At 72.2% G+C, this 15,813-nt stretch carries 1 protein-coding gene (cut by a window edge); it reads right to left on the bottom strand.

What is annotated here, in order from left to right:
- Positions 1–2: 2 nt before the first annotated feature.
- Positions 3–15,813 carry the 3' portion of a non-ribosomal peptide synthase/polyketide synthase gene (locus G6N48_RS21715; RefSeq protein WP_163670901.1) on the bottom strand. Its footprint extends 15,401 nt past the window's final position, so the window shows 15,811 of its 31,212 coding nt (coding positions 15,402–31,212); its start codon lies off the right edge, out of view; its stop codon occupies positions 3–5.

The following is a 15,813-nucleotide window of genomic DNA, read 5'->3' as shown; positions in this document are numbered from 1 at the left end:
GTTCACATCGTCTCACTGCCAAGTGATCGGCGGAGCTGCCGGCCGTAGAGCCTCAGCGACTCGGCGGTCAGCATCTGCTGGTGCGTGCAATCGACGGGGTGCACGGTGATGTCGCCGGCCACGTGCGGTCGCCAACCGCGCTGCAGCACCGAACCGCGATCGTCGCCGTCGCGCGCCGCGGCGAATATCACCAGATCGCCACCGAAGACCCCGGCCTCGTGTTCACGATAGAACCCGATGTTGGCGTTGAAGTTGTCCGCGACCCGCTCGAGGAATTCGCTGCCGAAGTCACCCGCGCCCAAGCGCGAGATTTCCTCCGCCAACTGTTCGGAGTCCACCGACTGCCGCGCGCCGCTGTGCAGCGTCGGTTCGGCGTCGAGGAGGACCAGCCGCGCGACGACGGCGCCGCGCCGTTCCAGCTCGACGGCCACCGCATGGGCCACGACGCCGCCGAAGGACCACCCCAGCAGGTGATAGGGGCCGGATGGATGGTTCGCCTGAATCCTGTCGGCGTAGTTGGCCGCCATCTCGCGGATCGACCCCGGTGCGGCCTCGCCGTCGAGCGGAGTCTGCTGGATCCCGATGATCGGGCAGTCCAGGTGATCGGCGAGGACCCGGTACGACCAGCTGATCCCGCTGACCTCGTGCGCGCAGAACACGGGCACGCCGGTGCCATCCTTGAGCACCTGGACCGCCGCGACATCCTGGCCGGACGCGGCGCCCGACAGCAGGCGACGGCTCAACGCCGCCACGGTCGGCGCCTCGAAGAGGGCGGGCACCGACAGTGCGGCATGCAGGCCGGTGTTGACGGCGGCGATCAGGCGCATCGCCGCGATGCTGTCGCCGCCGAGGTCGAAGAAGGACTCGTCGATCCCGACCCGCTCGACGCCGAGGATCCGGGCGAAGATCTCCGCCAGCGCCTCCTCGGTGGCATTGCCCGGAGCGCGGTACTCGCCGGCCCGGTATTCCGGGGGTGGCAACGCGCGGGTGTCGAGCTTGCCGTTGACCGTCATGGGCAGCTCCGGCAGCACCACCACCGCCGCCGGGACCATGTGTCCCGGGAGGCGCTGGGCCAGCTGGGAGCGCAGCGCGGCGGGGTCCGCCGTGCCGGTGACGTACCCGACCAGCCGCCTGTCACCCGGGCGGTCCTCGCGGGCGATCACCGCCGCCTGCGCGACCCCGTCGAGGCCGGCCAGCGCTGCCCGTACCTCGCCGGGCTCGATGCGGAACCCACGGATCTTGACCTGTTCGTCGGCGCGCCCGATGTAGTGCAGCTGCCCGTCGTCACCCCAGCGCACCAGGTCCCCGGTGCGGTACATGCGCGTCCCGGCTTCGGCGTCGAACGGGCAGGCCACGAACCGCGACGCGGTCAACCCCGCGCGGCGCACATACCCGAGGCTGACGCCGGCGCCGGCCACGTACAGCTCGCCGACCACGCCGGGCGCGACGGGCCGCAACCAGGCGTCGAGCACGAACAGCGCCGCCCCCGGCACCGGCGGCCCGATCGGCACCGACCCGGCGGTCCCGGCGGTAAGGGGCGCGCTCATCGCCGCGTAGACCGTCGTCTCGGTCGGGCCGTAGGCGTTGACGACCACCCGGCCGGGCGCCCAGCGGTCCACCAGCTCGGGCGGGCAGGGCTCACCGCCCAGCAGCAGCGCCGCCGACCCGAGCCCCTGGGGCGACAGCACCTCCGCCGCCGACGGCGTCTGGGTGATGACGTTGACCCCTTCGGCGACCAGCAACGCGTGGAAGTCCGCCGGGGCGGCGGCCACGGACTCCGGCACGATCACCAGCCGCCCGCCGGCCAGCAGCGCGCCCCAGATCTCGCCCACCGAGAAATCGAAGGCGTAGGAGTGGACCTGCGTCCACACCTGATCCGGCGGCAGGCCGGCGTCCAACGAACCGAGCAGCTGGGTCACGTTGCCATGGGTGACGGCCACGCCCTTGGGCACGCCGGTGGTGCCCGACGTGTAGATGATGTGGGCGACGTCCTCGGGGGCAGGCATCGCCGGCGCCGCGATGGGCTGGGTCCCGAACGCGGCGTCCCCGATGTTCGTGGCATCGATCACCGGCACGCCCGCCCCGGCGAACCGCCCGCCCAGGTCGCGGGTCGTGACCGCCGCGACGGGCCCGGCGTCGGCCAGCATGAACTCCAGGCGTTCGCCGGGCACCGCGGGGTCGATCGGCAGGTAGGCCGCCCCGGCCTTGACCGCCGCCAGGATCGCGACGATCGCCTCGGCCGAACGCGGAAACATCAGCGCCACAGACTGTCCCGGACCCGCACCGTGAGCCGCGAGCTGTCGCGCCAGCCGGTTCGCGGCCTCGTCGAGCTCGCGGTACGTCATCGACCGCGGCCCGGCGGTCACCGCCACCGCGTCCGGCGCGGTGCCGACCCGCGCGGCGAACAGCTCCGGGATCGAGGCGTGCGCCACCGGCGGCGCGACCAGCGCCTCGCGGTTGCCGACCTGCTCGAGCCACGAGTGCTCGCCCTCGTCGAGCAGATCGATCGAGGCGAGCCGCCGGGCGGGCTCGGCCGTCATCGCCATCAGCACCCGCTCGAAACGCCCGATCAGCGTCTCGATGTCGGCGGCGCCGAAGACGCCGGTGTCGTATTCGACGCGCAGTCCCAGTCCGTTGCCCGGCATGGCCTGCACGGTCAGCGGATAGTGGTTGTGCTCGTGGCTGCTGAACTCCGTGATGGCCAGCTCGTCCGCGTCCGACGAGCCCCCGAGCGCCACATCGCCGATCGGGTAGTTCTCGAAGGCGAAGAGGGTGTCGAAGAGGATGTCGCGCCCGGTGATCCGGTGGATCTCGCCGAGCGCCAGGTGCTGGTGCTCGAGCGTCGTGTTGTGGGCGGTCTGCAGCTGGTTGAGCAGGTCGTGGGTGGTGGTCGTGGCGGTGAGGCGGGCCCGCACCGGCACGGTGTTGATCATCAGGCCCACCATCGAATCGGCGCCGGCCACGTCGGTCGGCCGGCCCGAGACGGCGGTGCCGAATGCCACGTCGTGGTGACCGGTCAGCCGCATCAGCAGCTGCGCGAAGGCGCCCTGCAGGACGACGTTCGCGGTGGTGTGGCACGCGCGCGCCAGCTCGCCGACCGCCTGCACCGTCTGTTCGGGCACCCGGAACGAGCGGACGTCCCGGCGCCCCGGCCGCAGCCGATCCCGCGGCCGGCCCGGCGCCCCGACGAGCGTCGGGGTGTCGAAGCCGGCGAGCACCTCGGCCCACGCGGCCCGGGCCGCGTCCACGTCGCGGCCGGCCAGCCAGCCGATGAACTTGCGGTACGGCACGGCCGCGGGCAGCCGGGCCCCGTAGTAGCTCGCGAAGATCTCGCGCAGCAGGATCGGCAGCGACCAGCCGTCCATCACGATGTGGTGGTTGGTCAGCACCAACCGGTGCCGCTTCGCCGCCGTGCGCACCAGCGCAACCCGGAAGGCCGGCTGCCCGGCTAGGTCGCAGACCGCGGCGCGTTCGGCGGCGCACAGCCGAGCGACCCGCTCGTCGGCATCAGCGGCCGCGTCGCCGTCGTACTCGGCGTACTGCCAGGACGCCGCCGGGTCGGCCGGGATGATCTGCACCGTCTCGTCGAGCTCGTCGCAGAAGCGGGCGGCCAGGTTCGGGTGTCGGGCCGCCACCGTCTGCACCGCGTCGCGCAGGCGATCCGGGTCGAGCGCTCCGGTGACGGTCAAATCCAGCTGCACCGCGTACATGTCGGCGGCATTCTCGCCGGGCTCGACGGTGCGGGCGTGGAAGAGCAGGCCCTGCTGCAGCGGGGTCACCGGCAGGATGTCGGCGACGCGGTATTGCCGCTCGAGCTCGTCGATCTGCTGCTGGCTGAGCCTGGCGGGCGCCACGTCGGACGGGGTCAGGCCGCCTCCGCCGCCGCGCACGTGCGCGCTGATGCCCGCCAGTGCTTCGAACCACAGCCGGCTGAGCCGGGTGACCGCCGCATGATCGAGCGCCGAGGGCGCCCATGTCCAGTTGGCGTGCAGCTGCGGGCCCGCGTCGGTGTCCACCGTGCCGGCGTTGAGCTCCAGGGTGTGCATCAGGGGCATGGGCACCGCGGTGGCCGCACCGGTGACCGCCGACCCGTCGGTTGCGGGCCGCCACAGCTCGTCGGACGGCCCGGCGGCGCCGCCCAGCCGGCCCAGGTAGTTGAACCCGATCTGCGGGTCGGAACCGTCGAGGTCGACGTCGGCGTTGAGGTAGCGCAGCAGGCCGTAGGTGATGCCGTCGGGAAGCGCACGCAGTTGCTCCTTGGCGTCCTTGATCACCGCGCCCAGCGCGGCGTCCCCCGCCGCCACTTGCGTCCAGGCCAGGCCACCCGGCTGGAAGGCCACCGGGTATTTGGTGGTGAACCAGCCCACCGTCCGCGACAGGTCCACGCGCCTGCCCGGGGCGGCCGCGTCCTCGTCGCGGCCGTGGCCCTCGACGTCGATCCCGATCGGGGTCGCGGGGTTCCCCAAGAACTCCGCCACCGCCAGGGCGAACCCGATCAACAGGATGTCGTTGATTCCGGCGTGGAACGCGGCGGGCGCCTCGCGCAGCAGGGTGGAGACCGTGTCGGCGTCGTCCAGCGACACCGACAGCTGCCCGGCGGTGGCGAAGGTGTCGACCTGCGGCCGCACGGCCGGCAACGCGGGGGTCTGGGCGAGCCGGGCCACCCGCCGCCAGGTGTCCGCCTGCGCGACGACGTCGGTGGCGCCGGCGTGTTCGTCGAGCAATTCCGCCCACCGCGCGAACGACGTGCCGCCGGCCGGCAACTCGACGGGCTGGCCGGCGCGGTGCTGGGCCCACGCAATGTTCATGTCTTCCAACAGGATTCGCCATGACACCCCGTCCACGGCCAGGTGGTGGACGATCAACACCAGCTGGCTCATCGGGGCCACCCACAACGCGCTGAGCATCATGCCGGCCGCCGGGTTCAACCGTGACCGCGCCGCGACGACGGCCTGCCGCAGGGCCTCGTCCGTGGCCTCTTCCACAGAGTCCAGGCAGTTGCGGGCGTCCACCGCCCCGGGTTCGGGCACCTGCATCGAGCAGTCCGTGGGCTCGACGTGCAGCCGCAGCATGGCGTGCCGGTCGAGCAGGGCCTGCAGCACCGCCACCACGTCGGCCCGGCCGACGCCGGCGGGTGCCTGCACCACCATCGTCTGGTTGAACTGCTCGGTCGGGCCTTCGACGCCGCGCAGCCAGCGCATGATCGGGGTGGGCGGCACCGGGCCGACACCCTCGTCCGCCACGTCGGATTCGTCGTCGGCCGCGCCGGCCACCAGGGCCAGCCGGGCCACGGTCTGCTCGACGAAGATGTCGCGCGGCCTGCACGTGAGCCCCGCGGCGCGCGCCCGGGCCACCACCTGCATCGACATGATGCTGTCGCCACCGAGCTCGAAGAACGAGTCGTCGACACCCACGCGGGCGACCCCGAGCACCTCGGCGTAGATGCCGGCCAGAACCTCTTCGACCGCGTTGCCCGGGGCGCGGTACTGCTCGACGCTTCCGTACGTCGGCGCGGGCAGGGCGCGCTTGTCGAGCTTGCCGTTGGGGGTCAGCGGCAGGGCATCCAGCGCCACCACCGCCGCCGGCACCATGTACGCCGGCAGGTACTTGGCCACCGCGGCGCGCGCCTCGGCCGGGTCGGCGGTGCCGACGATGTAGCCGACGAGTCGCTTGTCGCCGGGGCGGTCCTCGCGGGCGATCACGGCGGCCTGCCGGACTCCGTCGAGGCCGCCCAGCGCGGCCTGGACGTCGCCGAGTTCGATGCGGTAGCCGCGGATCTTGACCTGCTCGTCGGCGCGGCCGAGGTATTGCAGCTGCCCGTCGGAGCCCCAGCGCACCAGGTCCCCGGTCCGGTACATGCGAGATCCCGGGCCGTTGAACGGGCAGGCCAGGAAGCGGGACGCGGTCAGCTGCGGCCGTCCGGCGTATCCGCATGCGACGCCGGCGCCGGCCACGTACAACTCGCCGACCACGCCGATCGGGACGGGCCGCAGCCATTCGTCCAGCACGAACAGCGCGGCCCTGGGGACCGGCGTGCCGATGGGCACGACGCCCGAACCCGGCCTCAGCGGCGCGCTGACGGCCGCGTAGATGGTGGCCTCGGTGGGACCGTAGGCGTTGAGCATGATCCGCCCCGGCGCCCACCTCTCGACCAACTCGGCGGGGCAGGCCTCGCCGGCGACCACCAGCGCTGTCGAGTCCAGTCCCTCCGGGGACAACATCATTGCCGCCGAAGGGGTTTGGGTCAGGACGCTGACGTTTTCGGCCCGCAGCAGGGCGTGCAGGTCTTCCGGTGAGCGCGCCACCGACTCGGGCACGACCACCAGCCGCCCGCCGTGCAGCAACGCCCCCCAGATCTCCCAGACCGAGACGTCGAACGCGAGCGAGTGCCACTGGCTCCACACCCCCGCCGACGGCAGCTCGAGGCCCGGCGATCTCAACAGCCCGAGAACGTTGCGGTGGGTGATGGCAACGCCTTTGGGCACACCGGTGGTGCCCGACGTGTAGATCAGGTAGGCGATGTCACTCTGGTCCGGCGCCGGCAGCGGCGTGGCGGGCCGATCGCCGATGGCGGGGTCGGCGACGTCGACGACGGCCAGGTCGAACTCGTCGAGCCGGGCGGCCAGGTCGCTCGTGGTGACGGCGGCGACCGGCGCGGCGTCGGCGAGCATGAACGCGATGCGCGCCTGGGGCAGCGCCGGGTCGATCGGCAGGTAGGCGGCCCCGGCCTTGAGCACCGCCACGATCGATGCGATCGCCTCGGCCGAACGGTTGAACAGCAGCGCCACGGTCCGGCCCGGTCCCGCGCCGCGGGCCACCAGCAGGTGCGCCAACCGGTTGGACGCCTCGTCCAGTTCGGCGTACGTCCACGACCGGCCCCCGAAGGTCAGCGCCGGCTCCTCCGGGGTGCGAATCACCTGCGCCGCAAACAATTCCGGAATGGACGCGTCGCCGGCCGGGGCGTCCGGCGGGTCGGTCAACACAGCCCGGTTGCCCAGTTCCGCCAGCCGGGCGTGCTCGGCCTCGTCGAGCAGGGACAGCGACGACAACGACCGGTCCGGGTCGGCGGTCATGGCCGCCAGCACCCGCTCCAGGCGATCGATCAGCGTCTCGATGGTCTCGGCATCGAACACGTCGGTGCGGAACTCGACCTCGCCGCCGATCCCGGCGGGCGCCCCGCCGGCGTTCCAGCGCTCGGACAGCGAGAACGTCAGGTCCATGCGGGCGGACTGGGTGCCCAGCGGTATCGACTCGACGTCGACGCCCTTCAACCCCGAACCGGCGGCCGGATCGCTCAGCCCGGCGAAGTTCTGCCAGGACAGCATGACCTGCACCAGCGGGTGGTGGGTCAGGCTGCGGGTGGGGTTGAGTCGCTCCACGAGCACCTCGAACGGCACGTCCTGGTGCTCGAAGGCCTCCAGACTGCGCGTGCGGACCTGCGTCAGCATTTCGCCGAAGCTGGGATCGCCGGTCAGGTCCGCGCGCAGCACCAGGGTGTTGACGAAGAAGCCCACCAGATCGTCGAGCGCGGGGTCGCGCCGCCCGGCGATCGGAAAGCCAACGGCGACATCGGAACTGGCGCTGATCTTCGACAGCAGTACGACAAGGGCGGCCTGGACCACCATGAAGCTGGTGGCATTGTGCTCGCGGGCCAGCCGGGCGACCTGCTGTTGAAGCTCGGCGGGCCAGTCCACCGCCACGGTGGCGCCGGCCATGTCGGCGACCAGCGGGTAGGGCCGGTCGGTGGGCAGCTGCACCCGCTCGGGCAACCCGGCCAGCGCGTCCTCCCAATAGGCCAGCTGCGCGGCGACCCGGCTCGCGCTGTCGTCGAGGTTGCCGAATTGCGCACGCTGCCACAGCGTGTAGTCGACGTACTGCACCGGCAGCGGTGCCCAGTCGGGGGCCTGGCCGGCGCACCGGCTGGCGTACGCCGCGCCGAGGTCGGCGACCAGCGGCCGCAGCGACCAGCCGTCGGCGGCGATGTGGTGCACGACGGCCACCACCACGTGCTCGTCGGCGGCGATGCGGAAAAGGTGCGCCCGCAACGGGATATCGGTGGCCAGGTCGAAGGTCTCACGCGCCGCGACCTCGAGGGCCTCGTGCAGGCGGTTCTGCGACCACCGGCTCGCATCGACGACGTCCCAGCCGAAGTCGGCCTGCTCGGCGGGGACGACCACCTGCTGGGGGGTGCCGTCGGGCGCGGTGAACAGCGTGCGCAGGCTTTCGTGACGGGCCACGACGTCAGCCAGTGCCGCCCCGAGCGCCTCGACGTCGAGCCCGCCGCTCAACCGCATGGCCGCCGCCATGTTGTAGACCGGCGAGGGGCCCTGCAGCTGGTCGATGAACCACAACCGGTTCTGCGCGAACGACAACGGGATCACCGGGGGCCGCTCGAGCGCGACCAGCGGCTGCAGCCTGCTGTTGCCCTCGCCGACACGCGGCGCCAGCCGGGCCACGGTGGGTGCCTCGAACACCGTGCGCACCGGCAGGTCGACCTGCAGGGCGGCGTTGATCGCCGCGACCAGCCGCATCGTCGACAGCGAATCCCCCCCGAGGTCGAAGAACGAGTCATCGACGCCGACCCGCTCCACGCCGAGCACCTGCGCGAACACGCCGGCCAGGATCTCTTCGGTGAGGCTGCCCGGGGCCCGGTACCCCCGAGCCGCGAAGTCCGGCTCCGGCAGCGCGCGCAGGTCGAGCTTGCCGTTGACCGTCACCGGCAGCGCCGCCAAACCGACGACCGCGGCCGGGACCATGTAGCCCGGCAGCCGCGCTGCCAACGCGGCCCGCGCTTCGCCGGGGTCGGCGGCCCCGGTGATGTAGCCGACCAGGCGCTTGCCGCCGCCCCGATCCTCGCGGGCGACGACGACGGCCTGGTCCACCCCGTCGAGGGCGGCCAGCGCCGAGCGGACCTCGCCGAGTTCGATGCGGTAGCCGCGGATCTTGACCTGCTCATCGACACGCCCGTGATAGCGCAGCTGCCCGTCAGAACCCCAGCAGACCAGATCACCGGTGCGATACATCCGCTGCCCGCGTGCCCCCTCGAACGGGCAGGCCACGAAACGCGATGCCGTCAACGCCGTTCGGCGCCAGTAGCCGATCCCGACGCCACGGCCCGCGATGTACAACTCGCCGACCACCCCGGCCGGCACCGGCCGCAGCCAATCATCGAGGACAAAGAACGCCGCCCCGGACACCGGCGAACCAATCGGCGGCGCACCGCATCCCGCCGCCAGCGGCGCGCTCTTGCAAGCCCACATCGTGGTCTCCGTCGGCCCATAAACATTGACCATCGCCCGCCCCGGCGCCCACCGGTCCACCAACTCCGGCGGGCACGGCTCGGCCCCGATCACCAACGCCGCGGACTGCAAACCCGCCGGCGAGAGCACCCCCACCGCCGACGGCGTCTGCGTCAACACCGTCACCCCCTGCTCGACCAGCAGCGCATGAAAATCATCGGCCGAACGGGCCACCGCATCGGGCACCACCACCAGCCGCCCGCCATGCAGCAACGCACCCCAGATCTCCCACACCGAGAAATCAAACGCATACGAATGGAACTGCGTCCACACCTGCCCCGGCGCCAACGCGACGCCGATATCCAGCCCATCAAACAACTGCGTCACGTTACGATGCTCCACCGCAACACCCTTGGGCACACCAGTAGTGCCCGAGGTGTAAATGATGTGCGCCACATCGCGCGGACCCGGCCCGGGCAGCACCGTGCTCGGCTGGGTGAGGACGGCCGGATCGTGCACGTCGACGACCGACAGGCCCATCCCCGCCAAGCGCCCCGCCAGATCACCGGTGCTGACCGCCACCACCGGCCCGGCATCGGCCACCATGAACTCCACCCGAGCCTGCGGCAGCGCCGGATCAATCGGCAGATACGCCGCCCCGGACTTCAACACCGCCAAAATCGCCACGACCGCCTCGGCCGAACGCGAGAACAACACCGCCACAACCTGACCCGGACCCGCCCCGTGGGCGGACAGCAGGTGCGCCAGCCGGTTGGACGCCTCGTCAAGCTCCCGATACGTCAACGACCCGCCACCACACACCACCGCCACCGCATCAGGACTGCGCACCACCTGGGCGGCGAACAACACCGGCACCGACACCCCGGCCACCGGAAGGTCGAGCACAGCCCGGTTTCCCCACCGGGACAGCGTGTTCGGTTCGTCGGCGTCGGTCGCGTCCAGCGCGTCCATGGCCGACAGCCGCCGCCGCGGATCGGTGGTCATGGCGACCAGCACCCGCTGCAGCCGCTGGATCAGTGCGGTGACGCCGGCGGCGTCGAACACGTCGGTGTCGTACTCGACGCGCAGTCTCAGCTCGGTGCCGGGCTGCGCCTGCACCGCCAGCGGGTAGTGGGTGGATTCCCGGGTCGCGATGCCGGTGACGGCCAGGTCGTGGTCCCCGGACAGCGCGTCGGCGTCGACGGGGTAGTTCTCGTAGGCGAAGAGGGTGTCGAACAGCCTGTCCTGACCCGTGACTCGGTGGATCTCGCTGAGCGCCAGGTGCTGGTGGTCGAGCGTCTCGTTGTAGGCGCCCTGCAGCTGTTCGAGCAGATCGACGGTGGTGGTGGCCGGGGTGATGTTGGCGCGCACCGGCAGCGTGTTGATGAACAGGCCGACCATCGACTCCACTCCGGCGACTTCGGCCGGCCTGCCCGAGACCGTGGTGCCGAAGGCGACGTCGTGCCGGCCGGTCAGCCGGCACAGCAGCTGCGCGAAGGCGGCCTGCAGCACGGTGTTGACGGTCGTGTGGCATGAACGCGCCAATTCGCTTGCGGCCTGGCCGATCTCCGCGGGCAACACGAACGTTTCCACGCTGCGGGGCCCGGGTTCCAGCCGATCCTGCGACCCGACCAGCGTCGGCGTGTCGAAGCCGTCGAACAGCTCCCCCCACGCCGAGCGAGCGGCGTCGCGGTCCCGGCCGGCCAGCCAGGCGACGAAGTCGCGGTAGGGAGCCGGCGCCGGCAGCCGTTGCCCGTAGTAGCCCGCAAAGATCTCCCCCAGCAGGATCGGCATGGACCAGCCGTCCAGCACGATGTGGTGGTTGGTCAGAACGAATCGATAGCGGTCGGCCGCGACACGGATCAGCGCGGCCCTGAAGGCCGGCCGGTCGCCGAGGTCGCAGACCGCCGCGCGCTCGTCGGCGCAGAGCCGCTCGATCTCTTGTTCGTCGTCGAGTTCGGCGTAGCGCCAGCCCATGTCGGGCTCGGACAGCAAAATCTGCACCGGCTCGTGGAAGTGGGCGATGAACCGGGCCACCAGGTTGGGGTGCCGGGCGACCGCCGCGCGCACCGCCGCGCGCAGGCGGTGCGGGTCGAGGGCGCCGGCGAGGCTGATGTCCAGTTGGCCCGCATACAGGTCGGCGCCGCTGCCCTGCATGGCGCGCGCGTGAAAGAGCAACCCCTGTTGCACCGGGGTCAGGGGCAGCACGTCGGCCACGCCGTGCTGGCGCTGCAGGGCATCGATCTGCTCCTGGCTGAGGCGCGCGGGCGCGATGTCCGACGGCGTCAGCCCGCCGCCGCCGGTGCGCACGTGGGCGCAGATGCCGGCCAGCGCCTCGAACCACAGCCGGCTCAGCCGGGCGACCCGCGCCTCGTCGAGCGCCGACGGCGCCCACGTCCAGTTGGCGTGCAGCCGCGCGCCGTCGCCGGTGTCGATGGTGCCGGCGTTGAGCTCGAGGGTGTGCATGAGCGGCATGGGTATCGCCGCGGCGGCGCGCGTGAGCGACCAGTCCTGTCCGACCCGCCACAGATCCCGCGAGAGCTCGGCGGAACCGCCTTGACGCCCAAGGTAGTTGAACCCGATGGACGGTTCCGGCGCCGAGAGGTCGACGTCGTCGTTGAGGTAGCGCAGCAGGCCGTAGGTGAGGCCGTCGGGCAGGGCGCGCAGCTGCTCCTTGGCGTCCTTGAGAGCGGCGCCCAGTGCGGCGTCGCCCGCGGTCACCTGCGCCCAGGACAGGCCACGGCCCAGCTTGAGCGCTACCGGGTACTTGGTGGTGAACCAGCCCACCGTGCGCGACAGGTCGACGTGGCGGGCGAGTTCCTCGTGGCGCCCGTGGCCCTCGACGTCGATCCCGATGGGCGCGTCCGCGGGCAGTTCGCTGCCCGAGAACTCCGCCAGCGCAAGGGCGAACGCGATCAGCAGGATGTCGTTGATGCCGGTGTGGAAGGCGGCCGGGACCTCGCTCAGCAGCGTGCCGGTGGTCGCGGCGTCCAGCTCGTCCGACAGGTGTCCGGCCGTGGCGAACGTGTCGGCGTCGGGGCGCACGGCGGGCAGCATCGGCGGTGTCGCCACGACCCGCTGCCAGGCGTCCGCGGCGGCGACGACCCGCGGGGTGCCGGCGTGCTCGGCCAGCAGCGACGCCCACCGCTGAAACGATGTGCCGCCCGGCGGCAACGCCACCGGTTGCCCGGCGCGGTGCTGGGCCCACGCGATGTTGAGGTCTTCGAGCAGGATTCGCCACGATACGGCGTCCACGGCGAGGTGGTGAACGGTCACCACGAGGTGCCCGGTGGTGTCGGCCCACAGTGCGCTCAGCACGACCCCGGCCGCGGGGTCCAGCCGCGAACGTGCCTGCGCCACCGCCTCTTCGGACAGGGTGGCCACGGTGCGCAGGCACTCGGAGGCGTCCACCGCCCTCGGCCCGGGCACGGTCAGCCCGCCGCCGTCGAGGCGTAGCCGGAGCATGGCGTGCCGGTCCAGCAGGGCCTGCAGCACCACGACGACGTCGGCTTCGGTCACGCCGTCGGGGGCCTGGACGAGCACGGTCTGGTTGAACTGGTCGACCGGCCCGCCGATATCGTTGAGCCACTTCATGATCGGAGTGGCGACCACCGGCCCGACACCCTCGTCTATCACACCGGCGTCATCGCCGTCGGCGAGAACGGCCACCCGGGCCAGCCGGGCCACGGTCTGTTCGACGAAGATGTCGCGCGTCCTGCAGGTCAGGCCGGCGGCGCGCGCCCGCGTCACCACCTGCATCGACGAGATGCTGTCGCCGCCCAGGTCGAAGAACGAGTCGTCGATCCCGACCCGCTCGAGCCCGAGGACCTCGGCGTAGATGCCGGCGAGGATCTCCTCGACGGCGTTGCCCGGGGCGCGGTACTCGCCGGCGGTGTATTCCGGGGCGGGCAGCGCGCGCGCGTCGAGTTTGCCGTTGGGAGTCAGCGGCAGCGTGCGCAACGCCACGACGGCGGCCGGGATCATGTACGACGGCAGCCGGTCGCCGAGCGCGGCGCGGGCCGCGGCCGGGTCGGCGGTTCCGGTGACGTAGCCGACGAGCCGCTTGTCCCCCGGCCGGTCCTCGCGGGCGACGACGACGGCCTGGTCCACCCCGTCGAGCGCGGCCAGCGCGGCGCGCACCTCGCCGAGTTCGATGCGATAGCCGCGGATCTTGACCTGGTCGTCGACGCGGCCCAGGTAGTCCAGCTGCCCGTCGGCGCGCCAGCGCACCAGGTCGCCGGTGCGGTACATGCGATCGCCCGGCCCGCCAAACGGGCACGCGACGAACCGCGTGGCCGTCAGCCCGGTCCGCTGCCAATAGCCGCATGCCACACCGGCTCCGGCCACGTACAGCTCACCGACGACGCCGGGCGGGACGTGCCGCAGCGACGCGTCGAGCACGAACATCGCGCCGCCCGGCACGGGCGACCCGATCGGGACGACCCCGGCCGAGCCCCCTTGCAGGGGCGCGCTGATCGCGGCGTACACGGTGGCCTCGGTGGGGCCGTAGGCGTTGATCATCACGCGCCCGGGGGCCCACTGGTCCACCAGTTCGGGCGGGCAGGCCTCGCCGGCGACCACCAGTGTGACGGCGTCCAGACCGGCCGGCGAGAGAGCACCCGCGGCCGACGGCGTCTGGCTCAGCACGCTGACCTGTTCGGCAACCAGCAGGGCGCGCAGGTCTTCCGGTGAGCGGGCGACCGACTCGGGGACGACCACCAGCCGGCCGCCGTGCAGCAGCGCGCCGAAGATCTCCCACACCGAGACGTCGAAGGCCAGCGAATGCCACTGCGACCACACCCCCGCCCGCGGCAGGCCCGTATTCGCGCCCGCGAGCAGTTGCGCGACGTTGCGGTGCGTGACCGCAACGCCTTTGGGGACACCGGTGGTGCCGGAGGTGTAGATCAGGTAGGCGATGTGGTCGGCGGCCGGGGCGGGCGGCGGCGTGGTGGGCTGGGCCTCGACGGCGGGATCGGCGACGTCGATGACGGCCACATCGAGCCCGTCGAGGCGGTCGGCGAGGCCGGCGGTGGTGACGGCGGCGACCGGCGCGGCATCGGCGAGCACGAAGCCGATGCGCGCCGACGGTAGCGACGGATCGATCGGCAGGTAGGCCGCCCCGGTCTTGAGCGTGGCCAGGATCGCGACGACGGCTTCGGCCGAACGCGAGAACAGCAACGCCACGCTTCGCCCCGGGGCCGCGCCGCGACCGGACAGCAGGTGCGCCAACCGGTTGGCGGCCTCGTCGAGCTGCCGGTAGGTCAACGACCGGCCGTCGCAGACCAGGGCCACGGCATCGGGGGTCCGGGTCACCTGCGCGGCGAACAGCGCCGGCACCGATTCGGGTTCCGGCGCCGGGCGCGTCAGCACCGCGCGGTTCCCGATCCCGTCCACGCGTGCGCGTTCGAGATCGTCGAGCAGCTCGACCGTCGACAACGCCCGGGCCGGATCGGCGGTCAGGGCCGTCAGCACCCGCTGCAGCCGGCCCACCAGGGCCTCGATGCTGTCCGCGTCGAAGACGTCGGTGCGGAACTCCACCGTCCCGCCGATCCCGGCGGGCTCGCCGGTCTCGGTCCAGCGCTCGGCCAGCGAGAAGGTGAGATCCATTCGCGCGGTTTGGGTGTCGACGGGTAGCGGGGTGACCCGCAGTTCGCCGAGGGTCAGCCCGGCGGCCGGATCGTTGTGCTGCCCGGGCAGGTTCTGCCAGGCGAGCATGACCTGCACCAGCGGGTGATGGGTGAGGGATCGAGAGGGGTTGAGCCGCTCGACGAGCACCTCGAAGGGGACGTCCTGGTGTTCGTAGGCGGCCAGGCTGCGGTGGCGCACCTGGCCGAGCAGCTCGGTGAAGGTGGGGTCACCGGCCGTGTCGACCCGCAGCACCAGGGTGTTGACGAAGAAGCCCACCAGGTCGTCGAGCGCGGGATCGCGCCGCCCGGCGATCGGGAAACCCACCGCCACATCGGAACTCGCGCCGATCTTCGACAGCAGTACCGCCAGCGCGGCCTGGACCACCATGAACGTGGTGGCGTGGTGGTCGCGTGCCACCCGATCGACACGCCGCTGCAGCTCGGCCGGCCAGTCCACCGCGACGGTGGCGCCGCGCTGGTCGGCGACCAGCGGGTAGGGCCGGTCGGTGGGCAGCTGGATGCGCTCGGGCAGCCCGGCCAGCGTGCTCTCCCAGTGCGCCACCTGCGCGGCGATGGGACTTACGCCGTCCCGCAGATCGCCGAACTGCTCGCGTTGCCACAGCGTGTAATCGACGTACTGGACCGGCAATTCGGCCCATTCCGGCGACCGCCCGGCGCAGCGGGCGGCGTAGGCCGCACTGAGGTCGCGCGCCAGCGGGGTGATCGACCAGCCGTCGGCCGCGATGTGGTGCACCGCGGCCACCAGCAGGTGCTGGTCGTCGGCAACACGGAATAGTGTTGCCCGCAGCGGTATTTCGGTGCTCAGGTCAAACGCGTAGCGCGCGGCGTCCTCGACGGCCTCGTGTAACCGCGTCGCCGGCCAGGTGGTCGCGTCGACGACCCGCCAGTCGACCTCGGCCCGCTCGACCGGCAGGACCACCTGCTGC

Origin of the sequence: Mycobacterium parmense, assembly GCF_010730575.1 — a bacterium.
GTDB lineage: Bacteria > Actinomycetota > Actinomycetes > Mycobacteriales > Mycobacteriaceae > Mycobacterium > Mycobacterium parmense.
This window is presented reverse-complemented; position numbering and strand designations above follow the sequence as displayed.